The organism is Streptomyces sp. NPDC101151 (assembly GCF_044768335.1).
Lineage (GTDB): Bacteria > Actinomycetota > Actinomycetes > Streptomycetales > Streptomycetaceae > Streptomyces.
This window is the reverse complement of sequence record NZ_JBIWPP010000003.1, coordinates 390,539-409,664: the sequence shown is the minus strand read 5'-3', so window position 1 is coordinate 409,664 and position 19,126 is coordinate 390,539. Positions and strand designations below refer to the sequence as shown.

The window sequence follows — 19,126 nt, the reverse complement described above, 5'->3', positions numbered from 1 at the left end:
CGCACGCCTGAGCATGCACGACATTTGCGGAAGCACCTTAACGCGTGCTGGTTGCGGGCAGCGTGGCCTCGAACAGGACCTCCCCTCACGTCCTCATGGCCCGGGGGCGGCATCAGAGGCAGGCCGGGCGGGTTTGCAGTCAGCCACTGATCGCCGACAGGAGCGCGGGGCCACGGCGTGGCCACTGATGAGGTCTCTCGGTGGCGTCGACTCCGATGACACGACCTGCTCCGGTCACGGGAACAGGTTGCCTCGGACCCGGCTTCTCGGCGCCTTCGAGGGCCCGGCACAGGACGGAACGGGACGGGACGGGCGGGGTCATCGGCGACGGCGCGGGGCGCACAGAGCGGCGATGAAGTCGTCCAGGGCCACGAGGTTGTGGGCGCTGACGACGGCGTCGCAGTAGGGCAGTGCGGCGGCCATGCCGGCCACGAGTGGACGGTAGCGCGGGCTTGCCGTGCGCGGGTTGACCCAGACGACGCGGTAGGCGACCCGGGACAGCCGAGCCATGTGGGTGGCAAGGTCGGCGGCCGCGCCGGTGTCCCAGCCGTCGGAAACGATGGCGACCACGGCGCCGTGCGCCATGCCGCGCCGGCCGAACCGCTCGTTGAACTCCGCCAGGCAGTCCGCGATCCGAGTGCCCCCGGACCAGTCCGGGGCCGCCCGTCCGGCCCGTGCCAGGGCGTCGTCCGGCCCGGCCCGCCGGAGGGCGGGCGTGAGGCGGGTGAGGCGGGTGGCGAAGGTGAAGACCTCGGCGTGGGTGGCCCGGGCGGCACAGTAGAGCAGTTGGAGCATCGCGCGGGCATAGGGCTCCATCGAGCCGGATATGTCGCAGAGCACGATGAGGTCGCGGCGTCGGGCGCGGGGCACGGAGCGGTGCAGCCGCAGCGGGTATCCGCCGGTGCGCCGGCTGCCGGAGAGGGTGCGGCGCACGTCGATGCGCGCACCGTGGTGCGCGGTGCGGCGCCGGCGGGACGGTCGGGTCGGGGTGCGCAGCACGAGGGTGCGCATCACCTCGGAGAGCAGCGCGAGTTCTTCGGCGGACAGGTCCGCGAAGTCTCGGCTCGCGAGACGGTCGAGCGGACTGGCGGCGATGGGTACGGGTGCGTCCCGCGGCTGTGCGTCGGCATCCCGGCCTCCTCCGTCCGCGGTGGCCTTCCGGGCGTTCGGAAGGCGGCCGGGGACGGCGTCCGGGAGCGATCGGGCCGGGTCGCCGGGTTGCCCGCGTGGTGCTCCACGGTCGCCCGAGCCGGCGAAGACCTGCCGGAAGACCGCGTCGAACGGTTCGATCTGCTCGGGGTCGGACACCAGGGTGGCGAGCGCGCAGTGCCGCAGTTCGCGCGTCGTCGACGGTGCCAGCAGGGTGAGCGCGCGGGCGAAGCTCCGGGTGCGGTCGGGGCCCACCGGGATCCCCGCGTCGTGCAGGGCGGCGGTGAACGAGGCGGCCAGCTCCGGCAGATCAGCCATCGGAGCGCGGCTCCGCGTCGACCAGCTGCGCCAGTCCCGCCCGGCGCACGGCGTCGAGGTCCTCGGCGTACTTGAGGACCGCTCCCAGAGTGCGGTCGGCGGCGTCGGCGTCGAGAACGGAGAGCCCCAGCACGTTCAGCGCCCCGGCCCAGTCGATCGCCTCGGCGATGCCGGGCGGCTTGGTCAGCTCCTGCCTGGCACGCAGGCGCGCCACTCCGTGCGCCACGCGGGGCGCCAGCCACCCGGCCGACTCCGGCAGCCGTCTGCGGATGATCGCGGCGACTCGTGCGGTGTCCGGGTAGTCGATCCAGTGGTAGAGGCAGCGGCGCTTGAGCGCGTCGTGCAGGTCCCGGGTGCGGTTGGAGGTCAGCACGGCCACCGGTGGTACCGCGGCCGACCGGGTGCCGAGTTCGGGGATGGTGACCGCGGCATCGGCGAGCAGTTCCAGCAGGAACGCCTCGAACTCGTCGTCGGCGCGGTCCACCTCGTCGATGAGCAGCACCGCCGGCCGCGGTCCCGGGTGGCAGATCGCGGCGAGCAGCGGTCGTGGCAGCAGGTAGTCCTCGGTGAACAGGTCGGCGTCCCGCAAGGGCTCCCCGCGGGACTCGGCCAGCCGTATGGCCAGTAGCTGGCGGGGGTAGTTCCACTCGTAGAGGGCTTCGGCCGAGGACAGTCCCTCGTAGCACTGCAACCGGATCAGCGGGGTGTCGAGCACGGCGGCGAGCGCGCGGGCCGCCTCGGTCTTGCCGACGCCGGGCTCGCCCTCCAGAAGGATCGGCTGCCGCATGCGCACGGCCAGCAGCAGCGCCGTGGCCAGGGAGTCGTCGGCCAGGTAGCCGACCGCGTCGAGACGCGAGCGCAGGTCGGGCGCATCGGGGACGAGGGCGTCGAGGTCAGGCATGCGCGTAACGGGAGGGGTCGTCGGCGAAGGCGTGTCGGCACCCCGGCCCGCAGAAGTACACCCTGCTGCCGGCCCGGTCCAGCGAGAGGACGCCGGGCGTGATCGCCACGGTCATGCCGCACACGGGATCCACCTCCTCGGCCCCTGCCTGCGGCGCGGTGGAGTCTGCTTGGGAGCGCGCGGCTCGGGCCGCCCTCGGTCGCAAGGCGGTGATCTCGGCGTACACCGACAGGGCGATCTCGCCCGCTGTCCGCGCGCCGATGTCCAGACCGGCCGGGGTGTGGACGCACGCGCGTTGTTCCTCGGTGATGTCCAGCCCGGCGAGCACATCCGCGCCGCGTTTCGGGCTGGCCACCAGCCCGATGTACGGGACCCCTGCGCGTGCGGCCTGGACCAGCACGGTCTCCTCGTCACGGCCGTGCGTGGCGATGACGACGACGTCCAGATCGGGCGGCAGCGGCTCCCCGGGCGAGGCCGGCCGGGCGTCGAGGCCGAGCACACGACCGATGTCGAGCAGGGCGCGGGCGATGGGGGCGTGACCGTAGACATAGGCCAGCGCCGGGGGGAGGTTGGCCTCCAGGAAGATGTCGAGCGTCCCGCCCGACAGGCAGGGGTTGGCCACCGTGACCAGGCCTTCGACGGGGTCCTGCGCGCCTTCGGTGCCGGTGTCGACGGCGGGCGTGATCCTCAGGAGCAGCGACTCTCCGGTCTCCAGCACCCGCAGGCCCTGCAGTTGCACCGTCGTCTCGGCGCAGGTGCCGCCCACGAAGCCCTCGACGGTGCCGTCGGGCAGCACCAGCGCGCTGTCCCCGGGCTTGGCGCTCGTGGGCCGCTCCGCGTGGACGACGGTGGCCAGGACGAACGGGGTACGGCCGTGCCGGAGCACGTCCGCGCGGGTCAGCAGTTCGGGGTTCGTCATCGCGGGCGCCTCAGGTGATCGCCAGGTCGGTGCGCAGTGGCCGGCCCTGGGCGGCCCGCCACACCGCGGCGGGCGTCAGCGGCATGTCGACATGGCGTACGCCGAGCGGCTTCAGCGCGTCGACCACGGCGTTGACCACGGCGGCGGGCGAGCCCACCGTGGCGGACTCGCCGACGCCCTTGGCTCCGATGGGGTGGTGCGGGGAGGGGGTGACGGTCTCGCCCAGCTCCCACGAGGGGCATTCGACGGAGGTGGGCAGGAGGTAGTCCATGAACGACCCGCCGAGGCAGTTGCCGTCCTCGTCGAAGGCGATCACCTGCATGAGTGCCATGCCGAGGCCGTCGGCGAGTCCGCCGTGCACCTGACCCTCGACGATCATGGGGTTGATCCGGTTGCCGCAGTCGTCCACCGCGACGAACCGGCGGATCTTCACCTGCCCGGTGGCCGCGTCCACGTCGGCCACGCAGATGTAGGCGCCGAAGGGGAAGGTGAGGTTCGGCGGGTTGTAGACGCAGGTCGCGTCCAGGTGGCCCTCGACGCCCTCGGGCAGCTCCAGGTTGGAGTGTGCGGCGAGCGCTATCTCGGCCATGGTCCGGCCTTGGTCGGGGTCGCCCGTGACGTACCAGCGGCCCTTCTCCCACTCCAGGTCGTCCGGGCTCACTTCGAGCATCGCGGAGGCGACGGTCTTCGCGCGTTCGCGCACCTTGCGGGCGACCAGCGCGGCCGCGGCTCCGGACACCGGCGTCGAGCGGGATCCGTAGGTGCCGAGCCCGAAGGGGGTCTGGTCGGTGTCGCCGTGCACCACCTCGACGTCCTCGGGCGGGATGCCCAGTTCCTCGGCGACGATCTGGGCGAACGTCGTCTCGTGGCCCTGCCCCTGGGTCTGCACGGAGATCCGCAGGACGGCCTTGCCCGTCGGGTGCACGCGCAGCTCGGCGCCGTCGGCCATGCCAAGACCGAGGATGTCCATGTGCCCCCGCGGGCCGGCGCCGACGGCCTCGGTGAAGAAGCTGACCCCGATGCCCATCAGTTCGCCGCGCTCGCGTTTTTCGGCCTGCTCCCGGCGCAGGTCCTCGTAGTGGGCGATGTCCATGGCCAGTCGCAGGGCTCGCGGGTAGTCGCCGGAGTCGTACTCCCACCCCGTCTGCGTCTGGTACGGGAACTGCCCCGGCCGCAGCAGGTTGCGCATCCGCAGTTCGGCCGGGTCCGTGCCGAGCCTGTCCGCGAGCACGTCGACCATCCGCTCGACCAGGTACACGGCCTCGGTGACGCGGAACGAGCAGGCGTAGGCGACGCCGCCGGGGGCCTTGTCGGTGTAGACGCCGGTCACGGCGCAGTGTGCGGCGGCCAGGTCGTAGGAGCCGGTGAAGACGCCGAAGAACCCGGCCGGGAACTGTGTCGGCTGTGCGGTGGCGTTGAACGCGCCGTGATCGGCGATCACTTGGACGCGCAGGCCCAGGATCTTTCCGTCCCTCGTCGCCGCGATCTCCCCGTGCATGTGGTAGTCGCGGGCGAAGGAGGTGCTCATCAGGTTCTCCGAGCGGTCCTCCACCCACTTGACCGGCTTGCCGGTGACGATCGAGCCGACGACCGCGCACACATATCCGGGGTAGATGCCGACCTTGTTGCCGAAGCCGCCCCCGATGTCCGGGGAGATGATCCGGATCTTGTGCTCCGGGATGCCGGCCACCATCGCGTAGATCGTGCGGTGGGCGTGCGGGGCCTGGGTGGTGGACCACACCGTCAGCTTCCCGGTGATGGCGTCCATGTCCGCCACGGTGCCGCAGGTCTCCAGCGGCGCCGGGTGCACCCGCGGGTAGAGCATGTCCTGCTCCACCACGACGTCGGCGGCCGCGAAGACCTCGTCGGTCCGCTCCTGGTCGCCCGCCGACCAGTCGAAGATGTGGTTGTCGGTCTGCTGGTCCTTGTCGTCGCGGATCACCGGCGCGTCCGGGTCGAGCGCCCGCCGGGCGTCGATGACCGGCGGGAGCGGTTCGTACTCCACGTCGATCAGTTCGAGGGCGTCCCGGGCGGCGTAGCGGTCATCGGCGACGACGAAGGCGACCTCCTGGCCCTGGAAGCGCACCTTGTCGGTGGCGAGCACCGCCTGCGTGTCGTACGAGAGCGTGGGCATCCAGGCCAGCCCGAGACCGGCCAGGGTCTCCCCGGTGATCACGGCCCTGACCTTCGGGTGTGCCTCGGCGGCGCTGGTGTCGACGGACACGATCCGGGCGTGGGCCAGCGGGCTGCGCAGGATCGCGCCGTGCAGCATCCCGGGCAGCCGGACGTCGTCGACATAGGTCCCGTGGCCGCGGACGAACCGCGCGTCCTCCTTGCGGGGCATCCGTCCGAAACCGACCGGCCGTTCCTCGGTGGTCGTCATGCCCGCACCTCCTCGCGGCCGGGCGCCGGCTCGGTGGCCGCGTCCGCGGTCCGCGCCGCGCCGCCGCGCTCGGCGGCCCAGCGGATGGAGCGCACGATGTTCTCGTAACCGGTGCAGCGGCACATCTGTCCGGAGATGGCCTCGCGGATGTCCTCCTCGGACGGATCCGCGTCGTGGTCGAGGAGCCAGCGGGCGGTCATCATCATCCCCGGCGTGCAGAAGCCGCACTGCAGCCCGTGGCAGGCAATGAATCCCTGTTGCACCGGGTCGAGTTCGGCCCCGTGCGCCAAGCCCTCCACGGTCCGCACGTCATGGCCGTCGGCCATCACCGCGAGCACGGTGCAGGACTTGACCGGCGTCCCGTCCAGCCAGACGGTGCACACCCCGCAGTTGGAGGTGTCGCAGCCCCAGTGGGTGCCGGTGAGTCCGAGTTCGTCGCGCAGGAAGTGCACGAGCAGCAGCCTGGGCTCGACGTCCCTCGAGTGCTGCTCGCCGTTCACGGTCACGGTGATCCGCATGTCACGCCTCCTGCCCCTGGGCACGCGCGGCGGCGGCGCGCAGCGCCCGCGTGGTCAGTTCCCCGGCCAGATGCCGCTTGTAGTCGACCGGGCCGCGCTGGTCGGCCGTCGGCCTGCACTCCTGGGCGGCGATCCGGCCCGCCTCGGCGAAGCGCTCGTCGTCCGGCCGTCCGCCGCGCAGGAAGTCCTCGGCCCGCTCGGCCACGAATCGTGGGGCACCCACCGCGGTCAGCCCGATCCCGGCCTCGGTGACGACCCCGCCGGCGATCTCCAGCACCGCTCCCGCGGCGACGACCGCCCAGTCACCGACCCGGCGCTCGACCTTGCGATAGGCGCTGGCGTGCGAGCGGATGGGCACGCGGATCTCCACCAGAAGCTCCGCTTCGTGCAGCGCGGTCTCGTACGGTCCGCGGAAGAACTCCCTGATGCCGATGGTGCGCCTGCCGCCGGGGCCGTGGGCGACCAGGGTCGCCCGCAGTGCCGAGAACGCCGCGGACAGGTCCTCCGACGGATCGGCCTGGCACAGGGAGCCGCCCACGGTGCCGCGGTTGCGTACGAGCGGATCGGCGATGACCCGTTCCGCGTCCCGAAGGATGGGGAAGTGCTCGCCGACGACCGGCGAGGCGAGCAGCTCCGCGTGGCGGACCATCGCTCCGACCGCCAGGTCGTGCCCGTCCACCCGGATCAACGCCAGCTCACGGAGGTCGTTGATGTCGATCAGGGCTTCGGGCTGGGCCAGCCGGAGCTTCATCATCGGCAGCAGGCTGTGTCCGCCCGCCACCACCCGGGCCTCGGGGCCGTACCGTGTGAGCAGCTCGATCGCCTGCTCGATGCTGGTGGCCCTCTCGTACTGGAATGCAGCCGGTACCTGCATCGGGGCCTCCTGAGACGCTGTGCCCGTTGCTGCATCGATGCTGCGCCCTTGACTACCGGTCACGCAATGGGCGCATAAGCATTCACTTATCGCGCCAAATGCTGGAAAATCGGATAGTGACCGTCACGCAGCTCAGCACCTTCGTGCTGGTTGCCCGGCTCGGTTCCGTGGGCGCCGCGGCGCGGACTCTGGACGTGAGCGAGTCCGCGGTGTCGCAGGCGCTCGCCGCGCTGCGCACCCACTTCGGCGACCCGCTCATCCGGCGCACCGGCGGCGGTGGAATGCGCCTGACGCCCGCCGGGGCGCGGCTGCTGCCGGTCGCGTCGCGGATGGTCGCGCTGAGCGCGGACGCCGAGGCTGCGGTGCGGGCGGCGCGGGGTGCGCCCGACGAGCTGCGGGTCGTCGCCACGAGCACGCTGGCCGAGTTCGTGCTCCCGTCGCTGGTGGAGGCCTTCGCCTCTCGCTCGGGACGCAGGACCGAGACCTCGTTCGGAGTGGCTTCCGGCAACGAGATACGTGTGCTGCTGGAGAGCCGGCTGGCCGACATCGCGCTCGGGCCGCATCTCGACGCGACCCACAGAGGCGAGCTGGTGAGCGAGCCGCTGTTCCGCACCCAGCTGGTCGTGGTGACCGGTGCCAGGTCGCCGCGGCCGCCAGGTCCGCCACCGCAGTGGTCGTGGCTGGTCGATTCCTCCGGGACCGATCCGGACGCGGACGCCGGGCGGCTGCTTCGTCGGCTCGGAGTGGCCGACGGAAACGTGTGGGTGTTCCCCAACCAGGCCGCGACCTTGGCGGCCGCCGCCGCGGGCGCGGGGGTGGCACCGGCGTTGGCCCATCTGGTGTCGCCCCGCATCCGGCGTGACGAGCTGCGTCTGCTGGAGACCCCGGCCACGCCGTCGGACGCCACATGGCACGCCACTGTCCCGCAGCCGGAACACCGCTCCCCTGCCACCGACGCGTTCCTGCACTTCCTGCACACGCCCGCGGCAAACCGCATCATGCGCGCGCCCGGCGCGGGCGTCCCGCCCTCCCGGTTCCGGCCCCCGGTACACGTCACGCTCTGGGGCTCGTGAGAGAGCAGGCTCTTCCCCATGGCCGTAGCGGCAGCGTCGGGGGGGCGGTTCGCCCGGTGGCCCCACACCCGCCGCCGTACCCGGATCTCCTGCTCAGATCACGTACTCCGGCCCCGCGCCCGGGTCAGCTGCTTCAGTTCGATGATGGTCGCGACGGCGCGCAGCCAGGTGGCCGCCGTGTCGTCGGCGGCGATCCCGCCCGCGAGTTCGCTGCCGGCCCGCAGCCACTCCCGTGCGAGGACGGCCGCCTCCGGGCGGGGCAGGGGCTCGGGCAGCTCCGCTGCGCGGGCGAGTCCGCCGGCGCGCACGGTGTCGGCGAGGAAGGCGACCGAGCGCGGCTCGGTGACGAGGCGGTCGAGGATGACGGCCGCGGCCGCGGCGCCGTCACCGAACAGGGCGGTGCGCCGGGCCCCGGGCTCGGCTGTGAGGCCGTAACGCAGCAGGACGGTGATGTCGAGCCGAGCCAGCTCGTCGTCCGTGCGGTCCGGCGGGTACGGGGCGTCGTCGTTCATGGCGGGGCCTCGGGTGTCTCGTCTCATCTGACTGGTCCGCTGCGGCTCAGTCGACGGTGACGGTGTAGGTGATGCGCTGGGGGGCCCGGGAGGGGGTGGCCGCCCCCGTGGCCGGGGTGGCGGAGGGTCCGGTCGTCCGGGGGGGCAGGGTGGAGGTGTTGCCCTGGCAGGTGGTGAAAGTGCAGTGCAGCAGCGTGAACCGGGTGGTCCCCTTGCCCTTGGCCTCGAAGGTGAAGGTGAGCCGGCCGCCGGCACCGGCCGCCGGCTCGTCGCTGGAGTCCGACGCGTAGTCCTGGCCGCGGCTGACCAGCACCGAGGTGTCGGGCCGGGGGTCGACCAGGTACCAGTACTCGCGGGTGGAGGCGTTCTGGTCGACGGTGAGCGTGAAGCGCTCGCCCGGCTCGGCGGTGATGCTGGTGTCCTTCACCGGGTGGCTCGTCGGGCGGCTCGCGGTGCTCGTGGAGCCGCCGGCCGGTCCGTCGGTGCCCGAGCCGCAGCCCGTGGCGAGAGCGAGGAGCGCGGCCGCCGCGATCGCGGCACCGCCCCTGCTACCGAGGAAGATAGACGCTGTACGCGTTGGGGAGATCATTGTTGGAAGCCTTGCCCATGTGGCCGTTGATGAAGTCGTCCTCGCTGACCCAGGTGGTCTGGCCCCAGGGGTTGTACACCTGAAGCTTGTCACCCTCCTGGGCGATGATGGTCATCGCGTGGGCGCCCTCCTTGCCCGAGACGTCGACCGGCACCGGCCGCCCCTGCGCCACCGACTTCTCGACGTCGGTGAGGACCGCCCTGCGGTCGTCGGCGCTGTTCAGGTCCTGGCGCTCGTAGTCACTGCCGGTGGCACTGCCGACGGCGGTGTCGTTGATCCGTTCCTGCCCCTCGGGCCCCATGCCGCCCCAGTTCTTGCCGCCGTCGCCTTCGGTGTGCAGCCGGTGCTGTTCGGCGACCAGGCGCTGCTTGAAGGCGTCGGGGTCGTCCTGCTGGCCGTCGGGACCGCCTGTGAGGTCGAGCGCGTACAGGGGGTCGACCATGGCGCGGGACGTGACGGTGGACGAGGCCACGCAGGTGCCCTCGGAGCCGTCGCCGCCCTGGATCCACCGCTGGCCGTCGAACGTGACGTCGTCCTTGTTGTTGTTCGAGCCGTCCGGCGCCAGGCCCTCGTCGTTCATGCTGTCCCCGGCGGTGACCACCGGAGTGAGGTGCCGGCGCAGCCAGTCGGGGTCCTTGCCGTGGATCTTGTCCTGGAACGTTCCGATCTCGGCGACGCTGTGGCCGGCGGCCAGGGCCTTCATCAGGTAGGCCCGCTCCTGCGGGTTGTCCGACTTCGCCAGCATCCGCTCCATGGCCGTCTCGTCGTCGAGGCTCAGCAGGTCCATCCGCGTCGACGCGCGTGTCAGGTCGCCGGCCGTGAGGATCTCGTTCAGCTCGGTGTCGGCGCCCGCGACGCCGGTGTCGGCGAGCATCAGCTTGTCGACGGCGGTGAGTTCGCTGGTCTCCATCTTCCCGGCCCGCGCCTCGGCGGCCCACTTGTTCAGGTCCCGGGCCGCGACGCGGGTGGCCTCCTGCGCGTCGGAGACGGCGGCGTGCATCAGGTCGACCGCGTAGGAGCCGAAGTGCGCGGCGTTCTTGCGGTCCCACTCCTCCTCGTCGTTCTCGTGCAGGTCGTCGAAGAAGCCGTCCTTGCCGCCGAGCGTCTTCTTCTGCTCCAGCAGTTGTCCGCGGCCCTGCTCGTCCTTGCGCTGCGCGTCGCCGATCGCGTCGGCCAGCGTCAGGAGCACCGTCGCGCAGCCCTGGAACGCCTCGCTCATCTGGGTCGCGGACCGCGCGGCCGCGTTCACCACGTCGGAGGCGAGGACGCTCGTGTCGCCGACCCACACCTGAGGAAGACCCTTGCGGCCCACCCGGTCGACCTGGTCGAAGACGCTGCCGACCTGGTCGACCTGGCCGCGGTAGAGCCCTGCCAGGCCCTCCAGCACGCCCTGGTCGCCGCCCGGTTCGGGCACCGAGAGGGCGTTGTCGATGAGGTCGAGGAGCTCGTTCTTGCTCCCGGCACCGAGCATCTTCTTGGACAGCCCGGCGAGCCACGCGAGGCGGAAGGAAGGGGAGTCGAGGGGAGAGGAGAAGAAGGACACCGGCCCGTTCCTCAGTAGCTCGACAGGGCCGAGGTGCGGCCGCTCTGCGTCGATGTACCGGTGAGGCTGCTCGTGCCGCCGGCGGGGACGCTGTCCGCGTGCGTCTTCACCAGGCCGTCGGTGCCGTGGTAGGTCTTCTTGGCCAACTGCACCTTGCCGCCGAGCTCGTGCAACGCCGACGCCAGCGTCTTGGTCTCGGCCTCCCAGGCCTTGACGAACGCGTTCAGCGCCGACGCGGCGTCGCCGCCGCCGACATCGTCGTAGGAGTAACTCGTGCGGGACTTGACGGCCGAGCTGACACCGTCCATACCCGTGCCGGCGTCGTCGAGTTGCTGGGCCTGGCCGGTCATACCTGCCTTGACCTGGTAACCGTCCGAGCCCACCGTGCCTCCCCCGTATGCATTCCGTCGTGACCGCGGGCAGGCTAACACGCACTGTGCGTACGAAGGATCACACGCCGTCCGCCACACACACGTCCCCCACATCGCCTGCCGGCACGTCACGTCCGGGCGCTCATCTGGGCCCGGGCGATCGGCCGCAACTCGCCCCATGTGTGTCGACCTCTTGCCCTCAGCACGGCTCTTCGCCGTACGAACACTCGCTCACAGAGCGGTACTCCGCTTCCGCCGTGAGGGCGTCCCGTGCGCAGTTGCTGGACCGGCGGAGCAGAGCAGCAGGGGCGTCAATCCGTCGCGCGGGTCATGAGCATCCCCCGGTGAGCGGAGGGCACTTCGACCGCCTGCTGTGCTTCAGCCACGGTGAAGGCGGTGGCGATCAGGGCCAGGGCGACCGTGTAGGTCACCATGACGAGCACGGCACGTCCGGGGAAGTCGGTTCCCGCGGCTCCCAGCCCGACGAGCAGGTCCGAGCCGAGGAAGACCAGCCCGCCCCAGGTCGCCCTGCGCCCCAGCACTCGCGCGGTCAGTGCCATGGTGACCAGAGCCGATGCGTAGACGGCCACCGCGGTGCCCAGCACCGGCCCGAGGGCAGGAGCGAGAGCGGCGACCGCGGCGACCCACCCGGCGAGGTGGACGGCGCACAGCCGGCGGCGGGGACGCAGATACCGCAGGGCGCCCGCGCGGAGGAACGCGGCCGTCCAGCACAGCTGCGCGCCCAGGAAGAAGGCGATTCCGACGGCGAAGGCCACCCGGCCCGGCAGCATCAGCGCCGTGTCCCCGGCGGCGGCGAGACAGAGGCCGGCCAGAACCGGAAGGTGCCGCGTGCCGGTCAGGCGCCACAGGTGTACGGCGAGCACGGGTGCCAGCAGGGGTTTGGCGACCCACTCCAGGGGCGGCAGGCCCGCCGCGACCCCGGCGATGTCGAGGGCGGCCAGCGCGGCGAAGGCGACGATCAGCGGCGGCATGTCACCCGTCCGACCTGGGTGCCCAGCCGGGTGGGCCGACCAGATATCCGGCACGGTCGCGCCAGCGCCGCGCCGCGCGGACGTCGCGCCAGGCGGCCGCGAACTCGTGGAAGGCCACCCGCACCGGATTGTAGGTGCCGATGTTCTTCGTCAGGCCGTACTCCACCCGCTCGCCCTCCGGTTCGAACGTGCCGAAGAGCCGGTCCCAGACGATGAGGATGCCGCCGTAATTGCGGTCCAGGTAGACGTCGTTCGAGCCGTGGTGGACGCGGTGGTGGGAGGGCGTGTTGAAGAACCACTCCACGGGCCGCCACAGCTTGTCCACCCGCTCGGTGTGCAGGAAGAACTGGTAGACGAGGCTGAAGGCCTGCTGGAGCAGGATCATCCATGGCGGAATGCCGAGCAGTGCCAGCGGCAGCCAGAAGGGCAGGCCCGTCATCGGCGTCCAGCTCTGGCGCAGGGCGGTCGAGAGGTTGAACCGGACACTGGAGTGGTGGACCACATGGCTCGCCCACAGCACCCGCACCCGGTGGTGGGCGCGGTGGAAGGCGTAGTACGCCAGGTCGTCGCCGAAGAACAGCAGCACCCACGTCCACGCGGAGGACGGCGACAATTGCCAGGGGGCGACGGCGAAGAGAGCCGAGTACAGCACGATCGTCACCGCCTTCCAGGGCATCGCGATGACCTGGCTGCCGGCGCCCATGGACATGCTGGTGGCGGTGTCGCGCAACTCGTAGCCGCGCTCGTCGTCGTCCGGGAGGAAGCGGTAGGAAAGCGCCTCGACGACGACCAGCAGCACGAACGCGGGTATCGCGTAGACCACGGCCGGGATCATGTCAGCGCACCGCCTTCCGCGGCGTCGCGGGCACGCTGCGGGACAGCAGCTCGCGCGCCAGCCGTTCGGCCGCCCCGGCCTCGCGTGCCGCGATGTGCGCTGCCAGCCGCTGATGTGCTTCGACGTCGAGGAGTTCCGCGGTCCGCAGGTCGTCCGGCACGTCGGCGACCGGAAGTGTGCCGCCCACCAGGCTGTTGAAGGCCAGCAGGTAGGCGACGTTCCCGGACCCCTCCACGATCAGCCGCCACCAGGCGACGTCCGCATCGGCCAGCTCGGTCAGATCGGGCCCGGTACTCGCGTACCGGCCCGCGGCCTCGACGATCTCCCCCGCGGTGTTCTCGGAGCACCTGATCGTGCACAACCGGGCCGCGTCGGCCCCTATGCACGCCCGCATCTCCAGGGCGTCACGGGCGAGGTCCTCCACCGAGGGCCCGGCGTCGGCCGCCGCGATGCCCATGGCGAGGTCGAGGCCGGCGGTTTTCCGCCAGTCCAGGACGAGCGTGCGACCGCCGTGACTGACCTCGACCAGCCGTGCCTGCTGGAGCCGCTTGACGGCCTCCCGGACGGCGTGCCGGTTCACCCCGAACTCGGCCGCCAGACCCCGTTCGGCGGTGAGCGCGGTACCGGCCGGCAGTTCCCCGCCGAGGATCCTGTCACGCAGCAGGGCGAAGAGCTGGTCGGAGACCGCCTCGCGCCGGATGAGTCCCTGATTCATGGCGATCAGGGTGAACCCGTCCGGCCCACTGGTCAACTGGTTGGACCAGATTTTCTGCGGGGTTCCGCGCGCACAGATCGCCGTCGGCGGAGCGACCCGATGCTCATCAAGGGCACCATGGCCACGTGCTGCCGCACGTTTCCGGCGAGGGCGCCCAGGCCGCCACCGGCGGCTGTAGTGAAGGACGTCGGCGGGGGCGGCGCTCAGCCGCGCAGCGCCGAGGCGAAGACGGCCGGCAGCTTGGCCGTCCTCGGGTCCGTGGTGTAGGCGGTGAGCCGCTGCATCGTCGTACGGCCCGTGCGGTTGGTGACGAAGTACGGCGGGCGGGGCGAGAGGGAGGGCGAGCCGGTGAGCAGGCCGCGCGGTGCGGGTGCGAAGGGTGCGCGCAGCACGGTCTTCTCCACGTCCTCCAGCATGAAGGCGTTGTGCACGAAGCCGGTGCCGCTGCCGATCTCCTGGCGTGTGTGGCCCGGGAACGCGCCCCACGGTGTGTAGCCGAGCAGGAAGCCGAACGCCGACCAGCAGTTGACGCCGAGCGTGCCGTAACGCAGTGCGGCGACGGCCTCGTCCACGGCGGTGCGGTGCGCGCGTTCGGTCCGCGGGTGGACCAGCAGCGTCGCGCCGAGCGTGCCGGGCAGCTTGGCGTTGGCGAACTCCGTGGCCGCGCCCAGGAAGGCGGACACGTCGTCGCCCGGCAGTCGTACGACGCCCAGGGCGCTGGCGAACACCTCGTCCGTGAGCATGGGATCGTCGGCGTCGGTGATGTCGGGCACGAGGAGACGGGAGGGGCCGTCGCCGAGCGCCTCGGCCTTCGGGTGGGCCTGCGTGACCGCGTTCAGACGGTCGGCCGCGCCGGGGTAGTAGTCGGGGCGTGCCGGCAGGTCGCGCAGCAGGCGGCGGATCTCGGCGAGCAGCCGGTCGGTGCCGTCCCAGTGGCGCGGCACGAGAAGGACCTGGGTGGCGACACAGTTGTGGCCGGAGTTGTTCATCTTGCTGGTCACGATGTGTTCGGCCTGGTAGCGGAAGTCCGCCGCGCTCCACGGTCCGGGCGTCACGATGCAGGGGCTCACGCCGCCCAGCTCGCTCGTCAGGGGTTTGTCGGTGCGCGGGGCGTTCTCCCGGCGGCGCTCATCCGCCTGCTCGTCCGTTCCCCAGACGATGGCGTCGTGCGTGCGCTCGCTGCCGGTGACGTGGAGGGTGTCGATGTCGTCGTGGGCGGTGAGATACGCGCCCTCCTCGGCACCGCCGTCGATGAAGCGGACCCAGCCACGGTCCACGAACTCGCCGAAGACCTTCTCGACATGGGGGCGGAGGTAGGTGTTGACCGGGTTCATCTTGGCGATGACGACCTGCCCCTCCGCGAACAGCTTGTGCAGGACGTCGAGCGGTGTGATCGCCGGGACGTTCCCCGCACCGAGCACCAGCGCGACGGCCGGGCCGGATGCCCGCCCCCGGTACTCCCCCGCCGCCCGGGCGCACACCTGTTCCCGTGTCGTGCCCGGCAGGGTCCACACCTGTGCGGTGAATCCGTTGAGCAGCAGACGGTCCGACGCGGTCGCCGGGAAGACGTCGACGACGGTACGGCCGTCCCGGTCGTGGACGGCCCTGGCGGGAACCGGGTCCTGTCCGTCGGCGATCCTGCGCAGCACATGGAGGTAGGCGCGCACGGTCTGCGCGAGCGCCCAGGGCGCGGTGACCCAGTCCTCGGCGGCCCAGCCGGACGCGGCGCTGTAGCCCTTGGCGCGGGCCGCGTCGGCGACCATGCCGGACGCGCCGTCGGCGATCCGCGGGAGCATCCGCTCCAGCAGTCCGATCCGGTCCGTGAGCGGCGTGGCGGTCCAGGACCCGGCGTTCCGGCGCAGGTCGGCGACGGCGCGATCGAGGGGGACGGTGTCGAGGGCCGGCGTGGTACTCAAGAGTCAACTCCCATGATGTGGCGTTCAGTTGCTGTGGCGTTGACGGCGGACTCCGGTCGCATCGGGTCAGGCGTCCAGCCGGGCGATGTCCCGGCGCGGGTCGACGAGCAGGAAGGAAGCGGCAGCTCCGACCGCCAGGAACAGGCCGGACAGCAGCAGGGAGTTCTGGTAGCCGTCGGTGCCCTGGGCGTCGACCAGCGCTCCGACGACGGCGGGCGCGGCGAGTCCGGCCATGGTCACAACCGCGTTCATGGCGCCCAGGGCGCCACCACTGCGGGACGGCGGGGCGAGTTCGGCGACGGTGGTCGCGGCGACCGTCGCGTACGAGCCGCCCAGGCCGAAGCCGAGGGCGACCAGGACGGTCTTCGCCGTCGGGCCGTCGACGAAGGGCAGGGCCAGACAACAGGCCGCACCGACGGCGAGCAGCCAGCCGCCCACCCAGCCGCGGGCCCGGCGGCTGCCGACGCCGCGGCGCATCAGCCGTCCGGTGATGCCGGCCTGGGCGAGCAGCGCGAGAGCGCCTATGGCCCAGGGTGCGACGACGACGGTGCCCGCCTCGTGGGCCGAGTAGCCAAGGGCGTTGCGCAGATAGGACGGCAGCCAGACCAGCATCAGGGCCACGGACCAGTAGCTGGTGAAGTAGGCCAGGGTGGCACCGATCCAGGTGCGGGTGGCGAAGATCCTCCGGTACGGCACATCCGCCCGCGCCTCGACCGGTCGGTCGACGCCGTCCGTCCCGGCCGCGTGTCGGCCGTCGGCGCCGAGTGCCGCCCAGGCCACGGCCCACACCAGCCCCACGGCCGCGAGCACCCAAAGGGCCGCTCGCCACCCGTGGTTCTGGATCACCCACGACAGCCCGGGCGCGGACACGATCACCCCGAGGGTGACGCCCAGTGTGACCAGCGCGCCGGGCAGGTTGCGCCGTTCGTCGGGGAACCAGGCCAGGGTGGCCTGTTGGGCGACGGGGAACGCGGGCCCTTCCGCGGCTCCGAGGAGGACCCGCGAGACGACCAGGACCGCGAGGCCACCGCCGATCGCGGCCGGGACCTGAGCCACGGACCACAGGACGGCCATCACGAGGAGCAGTGTCTTTGTCGACAGCCGATCGGCCGCCAGCCCGACGAACACCGCCGCCACGGAGAAGAGCAGGAAGAACGCACTGTTGGCAAGCCCGAACTGAGTGGCGCTCAGACGGAGGTCGGCACGGATCTCGTCGGCGGCCAGGCCGAGGACGGACTTGTCCGCGAAGTTGACCATCATGAAGACCACGAGCAGCGCGGTCACTGCCCAGGCGCGAACGCTGCTGCCGGCGGTCCGGGCGGTCCCCGCGGGTCGCTGGGGCATGGTCGGTACCGCGGTCATGGGTGCTCCTGTCGGAGAAGGGTGGCGGCCGTACACCGTAGGACCGTTGGGGAGATGCGGAACCGGCCGGCACTCGCAGCCGGCGGTGGTGGGCGCCCGGCCCGGTTCAGGACAGCGGGACTCCCGCGATGGCGATGCGCTCCATCACGCGTCGCCGCGGGTAGTAGTCGTTGATCGCGTAGTGCTGGGTGGCGATGTTGTCCCAGACGGCGATGGAGTCGGGCTCCCAGTGGAAGCGGACCTGGTACTCGGGGATGCGCGCCTGGAGCACCAGGATGTCGACCAGTTCGCGGCTGTCCGCTGCGGACAGGCCCTTGATGCGGGTGGTGAACGGCTCGTTGACGTAGAGGGTCCGGCGGCCGCTGCGCGGATGGCGCACCGCGACCGGATGCTCGACCTGCGGCCACCGCGTGCGGAAGGCGGCCTTCTGCTCGTCGTTCATGAGGGCGCCCCAGCTGGGTTCCCAGTCGTGGACCGCGGTGAGGTTCCCGATCCGGGCCTTCATGCCGGCGGGCAGGTTGTCGTAGGCCGCGGCCATGTCCGCCCACATCGTGTCGCCGCCCGCGGCGGGCACGTCGAGGGCGCGCAGGACGGAGCCGAGTGCCGGGTTGGCCATGAAGGAGTGGTCGCTGTGCCAGATGTTCTTGTTGCCGGCGGCCTTCGCGTCTTTGGCGAGCCGGGAGACGCCGGCGGTCCCGGTCTTCGGGAAGAAGGGGTTCGGCTCGGGCGGGCCCCAGACTCCGGACAGGGCGAGGTGGTGTTCGGCGGTGAAGCCGGTCTGGTTCCGGAAGAAGATCACCTTCCACTCCAGCAGCGCCTGCCTCAGCTCCTCGGCGAGTGCGTCGCCGATCGGGCGGGTCAGGTCGACGCCACCGAGCACCGCGCCGAAGTGCGGGGTGAGCGGGTTGATCTCCACGTGCCGGAACTCGGACGGCTCGGCACCGGGGGCGAGGCGTTCCAGGACGCGGCTCCCGTAGTGCATGAGGGGCTTGTCCAGTACCGGCCTGGGGTTCTCGACGGGGGTGGTCGCGGCAGGGTGCACGGGGGTTCCTCCCAGCAAAGGACGCCAAATACGTAACCGGCAGTATCGATATTGAGCGACGGCGGGGCAAGGGGCTGGAGCGAGTTGATTTCCGGAGCGTTCTCCGGGCCGGGAACACCCGCCGGGAATGCCGAACACGCACTGGGGATGCCGAAGACCCCGACGGGGGCATGACCAGGCCCGCCAGGCATGACGAAGGCCCGCAGGGCAAGACGAAGGCCCGCAGGGCAAGACGACGGCGCGCCGGGCGGATCACCTCTCCCGGCACGCAGCAGAGACGGCGTATGTCAGGTGCGCATCACGGCCGGGTGGCGACCGCCCGGCCGATCATGTCCACCACCGAGACCACGAGAGCCTCGTCCGGCAGCCGCTGTTCACCGACCATGCGGAAGACCAGCGACGCCGCCACGAGGGTCGCGGCGTCCGACAATTCGACGTCGGGCCGCACGTCACCGCGCGCGACACCGCGCTCCAGCACGTGCCTCGTCTCGCTCATCACCCGCGCCGTGTAGGCGCGGTAGGCACCGGGTTCCGCGTCCGCCTCGGCGGCGGTGCCGATCATTCCGGCGAGCAGACGCGCGACACCGGGCTGCCGGTACGCCTCCATGCGTGCCATCAGGACGGCGCGCAGCTCGGCACGGAAGTCGCCCATGTCAGGCACGGTGAGAGGGCCGATCCGCGATTCGGCGGCAGCGATGACGAGATCCTGCTTGGTCGACCAGCGCCGGTACATCGCCGGCTTGCTCACCCCGGCACGGGCCGCGACGGCGTCCATGGTCAACGCGGACATGCCGTTCTCCGCCACCAGCTCGACGACAGCGTCCAGCGCCGCCGCGGTGACGTGTTCCTGCCGCGGCCGTCCCGGCCCCCTCCGCGCCCGTTCCACCCGCTCCTCCGCCATGCCGCGACCCTATTCGACGCACCTCGGCCACGGCGCACACAGGGTGGCCAGGTGCGGCGGGGGTCAGGCACTCACCACCGCTCGGCCGGCCCGGCCCCCGGCGCGGCACGACGACGGCCCCCACGGTCGCGCCCCACGGAGGGTGCGCGCGCGACAACGGCGACCTCGAGAACGTCCGGATGGCCGCGCCGCGCCCGACCCCACCGGCCTTCT

18 protein-coding genes are annotated in these 19,126 nt (G+C 71.8%); 1 reads left to right on the top strand and 17 read right to left on the bottom strand.

Going from position 1 to position 19,126, the window contains the following annotated elements; genetic code table 11:
• Positions 1-318 precede the first annotated feature (318 nt).
• From ACIRU3_RS07640 to ACIRU3_RS07615, 6 genes are read right to left on the bottom strand one after another with little or no spacing between them, the layout of a single operon-like run.
• Positions 319-1,467, bottom strand: a complete 1,149-nt coding sequence (locus tag ACIRU3_RS07640) for a VWA domain-containing protein (protein ID WP_404052767.1) — start codon at positions 1,465-1,467, stop codon at positions 319-321.
• Positions 1,460-2,368, bottom strand: a complete 909-nt coding sequence (locus tag ACIRU3_RS07635; RefSeq protein WP_404052764.1) for an AAA family ATPase — start codon at positions 2,366-2,368, stop codon at positions 1,460-1,462. The genes ACIRU3_RS07640 and ACIRU3_RS07635 overlap by 8 nt, the downstream gene beginning before the upstream one ends.
• The gene (locus ACIRU3_RS07630) at positions 2,361-3,287 is read right to left on the bottom strand and encodes an XdhC family protein (RefSeq protein WP_404052761.1); all 927 of its coding nucleotides are present in this window, start codon (positions 3,285-3,287) and stop codon (positions 2,361-2,363) included. Before ACIRU3_RS07630 ends, ACIRU3_RS07635 begins: the two co-directional genes overlap by 8 nt.
• Positions 3,288-3,297: 10 nt before the next feature.
• Positions 3,298-5,670, bottom strand: coding sequence for an aerobic carbon-monoxide dehydrogenase large subunit (locus ACIRU3_RS07625; RefSeq protein ID WP_404052759.1), 2,373 nt, complete (start codon positions 5,668-5,670; stop codon positions 3,298-3,300).
• Positions 5,667-6,188 carry a (2Fe-2S)-binding protein gene (locus ACIRU3_RS07620; protein ID WP_404052757.1) on the bottom strand — a complete coding sequence of 174 codons (522 nt, stop codon included), beginning with the start codon at positions 6,186-6,188 and terminating at the stop codon, positions 5,667-5,669. Before ACIRU3_RS07620 ends, ACIRU3_RS07625 begins: the two co-directional genes overlap by 4 nt.
• A 1-nt stretch (position 6,189) precedes the next feature.
• Positions 6,190-7,062 carry an FAD binding domain-containing protein gene (locus tag ACIRU3_RS07615; protein ID WP_404052754.1) on the bottom strand — a complete coding sequence of 291 codons (873 nt, stop codon included), beginning with the start codon at positions 7,060-7,062 and terminating at the stop codon, positions 6,190-6,192.
• A gap of 116 nt (positions 7,063-7,178) precedes the next feature.
• Here ACIRU3_RS07615 and ACIRU3_RS07610 point away from each other — a divergent pair, with 116 nt between their 5' ends.
• Positions 7,179-8,135: a LysR family transcriptional regulator gene (locus tag ACIRU3_RS07610; protein WP_404052752.1), complete on the top strand. Its 957-nt coding sequence runs from the start codon at positions 7,179-7,181 to the stop codon at positions 8,133-8,135.
• 98 nt (positions 8,136-8,233) lie between these two features.
• Here ACIRU3_RS07610 and ACIRU3_RS07605 read toward each other — a convergent pair whose 3' ends face one another.
• The 11 genes from ACIRU3_RS07605 to ACIRU3_RS07555 form a co-directional block, all read right to left on the bottom strand.
• Positions 8,234-8,647: a hypothetical protein gene (locus tag ACIRU3_RS07605; RefSeq protein ID WP_404052749.1), complete on the bottom strand. Its 414-nt coding sequence runs from the start codon at positions 8,645-8,647 to the stop codon at positions 8,234-8,236.
• A gap of 46 nt (positions 8,648-8,693) precedes the next feature.
• Entirely contained in the window at positions 8,694-9,236 is a 543-nt protein-coding gene (locus tag ACIRU3_RS07600; RefSeq protein ID WP_404052747.1) for a protease inhibitor I42 family protein, read from the bottom strand.
• Positions 9,196-10,779 (bottom strand): peptidoglycan-binding protein, encoded by a 1,584-nt coding sequence (locus ACIRU3_RS07595; protein ID WP_404052745.1) that lies wholly within the window; start codon positions 10,777-10,779, stop codon positions 9,196-9,198. The genes ACIRU3_RS07600 and ACIRU3_RS07595 overlap by 41 nt, the downstream gene beginning before the upstream one ends.
• 11 nt (positions 10,780-10,790) lie before the next feature.
• Entirely contained in the window at positions 10,791-11,162 is a 372-nt protein-coding gene (locus ACIRU3_RS07590) for a hypothetical protein (protein WP_404052743.1), read from the bottom strand.
• 299 nt (positions 11,163-11,461) lie between these two features.
• The gene (locus ACIRU3_RS07585) at positions 11,462-12,142 is read right to left on the bottom strand and encodes a lysoplasmalogenase family protein (RefSeq protein WP_404052740.1); all 681 of its coding nucleotides are present in this window, start codon (positions 12,140-12,142) and stop codon (positions 11,462-11,464) included.
• Between the two features lies 1 nt (position 12,143).
• Positions 12,144-12,977: a sterol desaturase family protein gene (locus tag ACIRU3_RS07580; protein WP_404052739.1), complete on the bottom strand. Its 834-nt coding sequence runs from the start codon at positions 12,975-12,977 to the stop codon at positions 12,144-12,146.
• A gap of 1 nt (position 12,978) precedes the next feature.
• The gene (locus ACIRU3_RS07575) at positions 12,979-13,692 is read right to left on the bottom strand and encodes a FadR/GntR family transcriptional regulator (protein WP_404052736.1); all 714 of its coding nucleotides are present in this window, start codon (positions 13,690-13,692) and stop codon (positions 12,979-12,981) included.
• 203 nt (positions 13,693-13,895) lie between these two features.
• Positions 13,896-15,608, bottom strand: a complete 1,713-nt coding sequence (locus tag ACIRU3_RS07570; protein WP_404052733.1) for an aldehyde dehydrogenase family protein — start codon at positions 15,606-15,608, stop codon at positions 13,896-13,898.
• Positions 15,609-15,674: 66 nt separating this feature from the next.
• Positions 15,675-16,970 (bottom strand): MFS transporter, encoded by a 1,296-nt coding sequence (locus ACIRU3_RS07565; protein ID WP_404052731.1) that lies wholly within the window; start codon positions 16,968-16,970, stop codon positions 15,675-15,677.
• Positions 16,971-17,076: 106 nt separating this feature from the next.
• Positions 17,077-18,012: a TauD/TfdA dioxygenase family protein gene (locus tag ACIRU3_RS07560; RefSeq protein WP_404052729.1), complete on the bottom strand. Its 936-nt coding sequence runs from the start codon at positions 18,010-18,012 to the stop codon at positions 17,077-17,079.
• A 298-nt stretch (positions 18,013-18,310) separates the two neighbouring features.
• Positions 18,311-18,913 carry a TetR/AcrR family transcriptional regulator gene (locus ACIRU3_RS07555; protein WP_404052727.1) on the bottom strand — a complete coding sequence of 201 codons (603 nt, stop codon included), beginning with the start codon at positions 18,911-18,913 and terminating at the stop codon, positions 18,311-18,313.
• Between the last annotated feature and the right edge of the window lie 213 nt (positions 18,914-19,126).

Coding starts and splice junctions, on each gene's coding strand:
- ACIRU3_RS07580 (WP_404052739.1), bottom strand. CDS start 12,977: ATGATCCCGGCCGTGGTCTACGCGATACCCGCGTTCGTGCTGCTGGTC.
- ACIRU3_RS07620 (WP_404052757.1), bottom strand. CDS start 6,188: ATGCGGATCACCGTGACCGTGAACGGCGAGCAGCACTCGAGGGACGTC.
- ACIRU3_RS07625 (WP_404052759.1), bottom strand. CDS start 5,670: ATGACGACCACCGAGGAACGGCCGGTCGGTTTCGGACGGATGCCCCGC.
- ACIRU3_RS07640 (WP_404052767.1), bottom strand. CDS start 1,467: ATGGCTGATCTGCCGGAGCTGGCCGCCTCGTTCACCGCCGCCCTGCAC.
- ACIRU3_RS07585 (WP_404052740.1), bottom strand. CDS start 12,142: ATGCCGCCGCTGATCGTCGCCTTCGCCGCGCTGGCCGCCCTCGACATC.
- ACIRU3_RS07630 (WP_404052761.1), bottom strand. CDS start 3,287: ATGACGAACCCCGAACTGCTGACCCGCGCGGACGTGCTCCGGCACGGC.
- ACIRU3_RS07555 (WP_404052727.1), bottom strand. CDS start 18,913: ATGGCGGAGGAGCGGGTGGAACGGGCGCGGAGGGGGCCGGGACGGCCG.
- ACIRU3_RS07605 (WP_404052749.1), bottom strand. CDS start 8,647: ATGAACGACGACGCCCCGTACCCGCCGGACCGCACGGACGACGAGCTG.
- ACIRU3_RS07600 (WP_404052747.1), bottom strand. CDS start 9,236: ATGATCTCCCCAACGCGTACAGCGTCTATCTTCCTCGGTAGCAGGGGC.
- ACIRU3_RS07575 (WP_404052736.1), bottom strand. CDS start 13,692: ATGAATCAGGGACTCATCCGGCGCGAGGCGGTCTCCGACCAGCTCTTC.
- ACIRU3_RS07635 (WP_404052764.1), bottom strand. CDS start 2,368: ATGCCTGACCTCGACGCCCTCGTCCCCGATGCGCCCGACCTGCGCTCG.
- ACIRU3_RS07565 (WP_404052731.1), bottom strand. CDS start 16,970: ATGACCGCGGTACCGACCATGCCCCAGCGACCCGCGGGGACCGCCCGG.
- ACIRU3_RS07615 (WP_404052754.1), bottom strand. CDS start 7,062: ATGCAGGTACCGGCTGCATTCCAGTACGAGAGGGCCACCAGCATCGAG.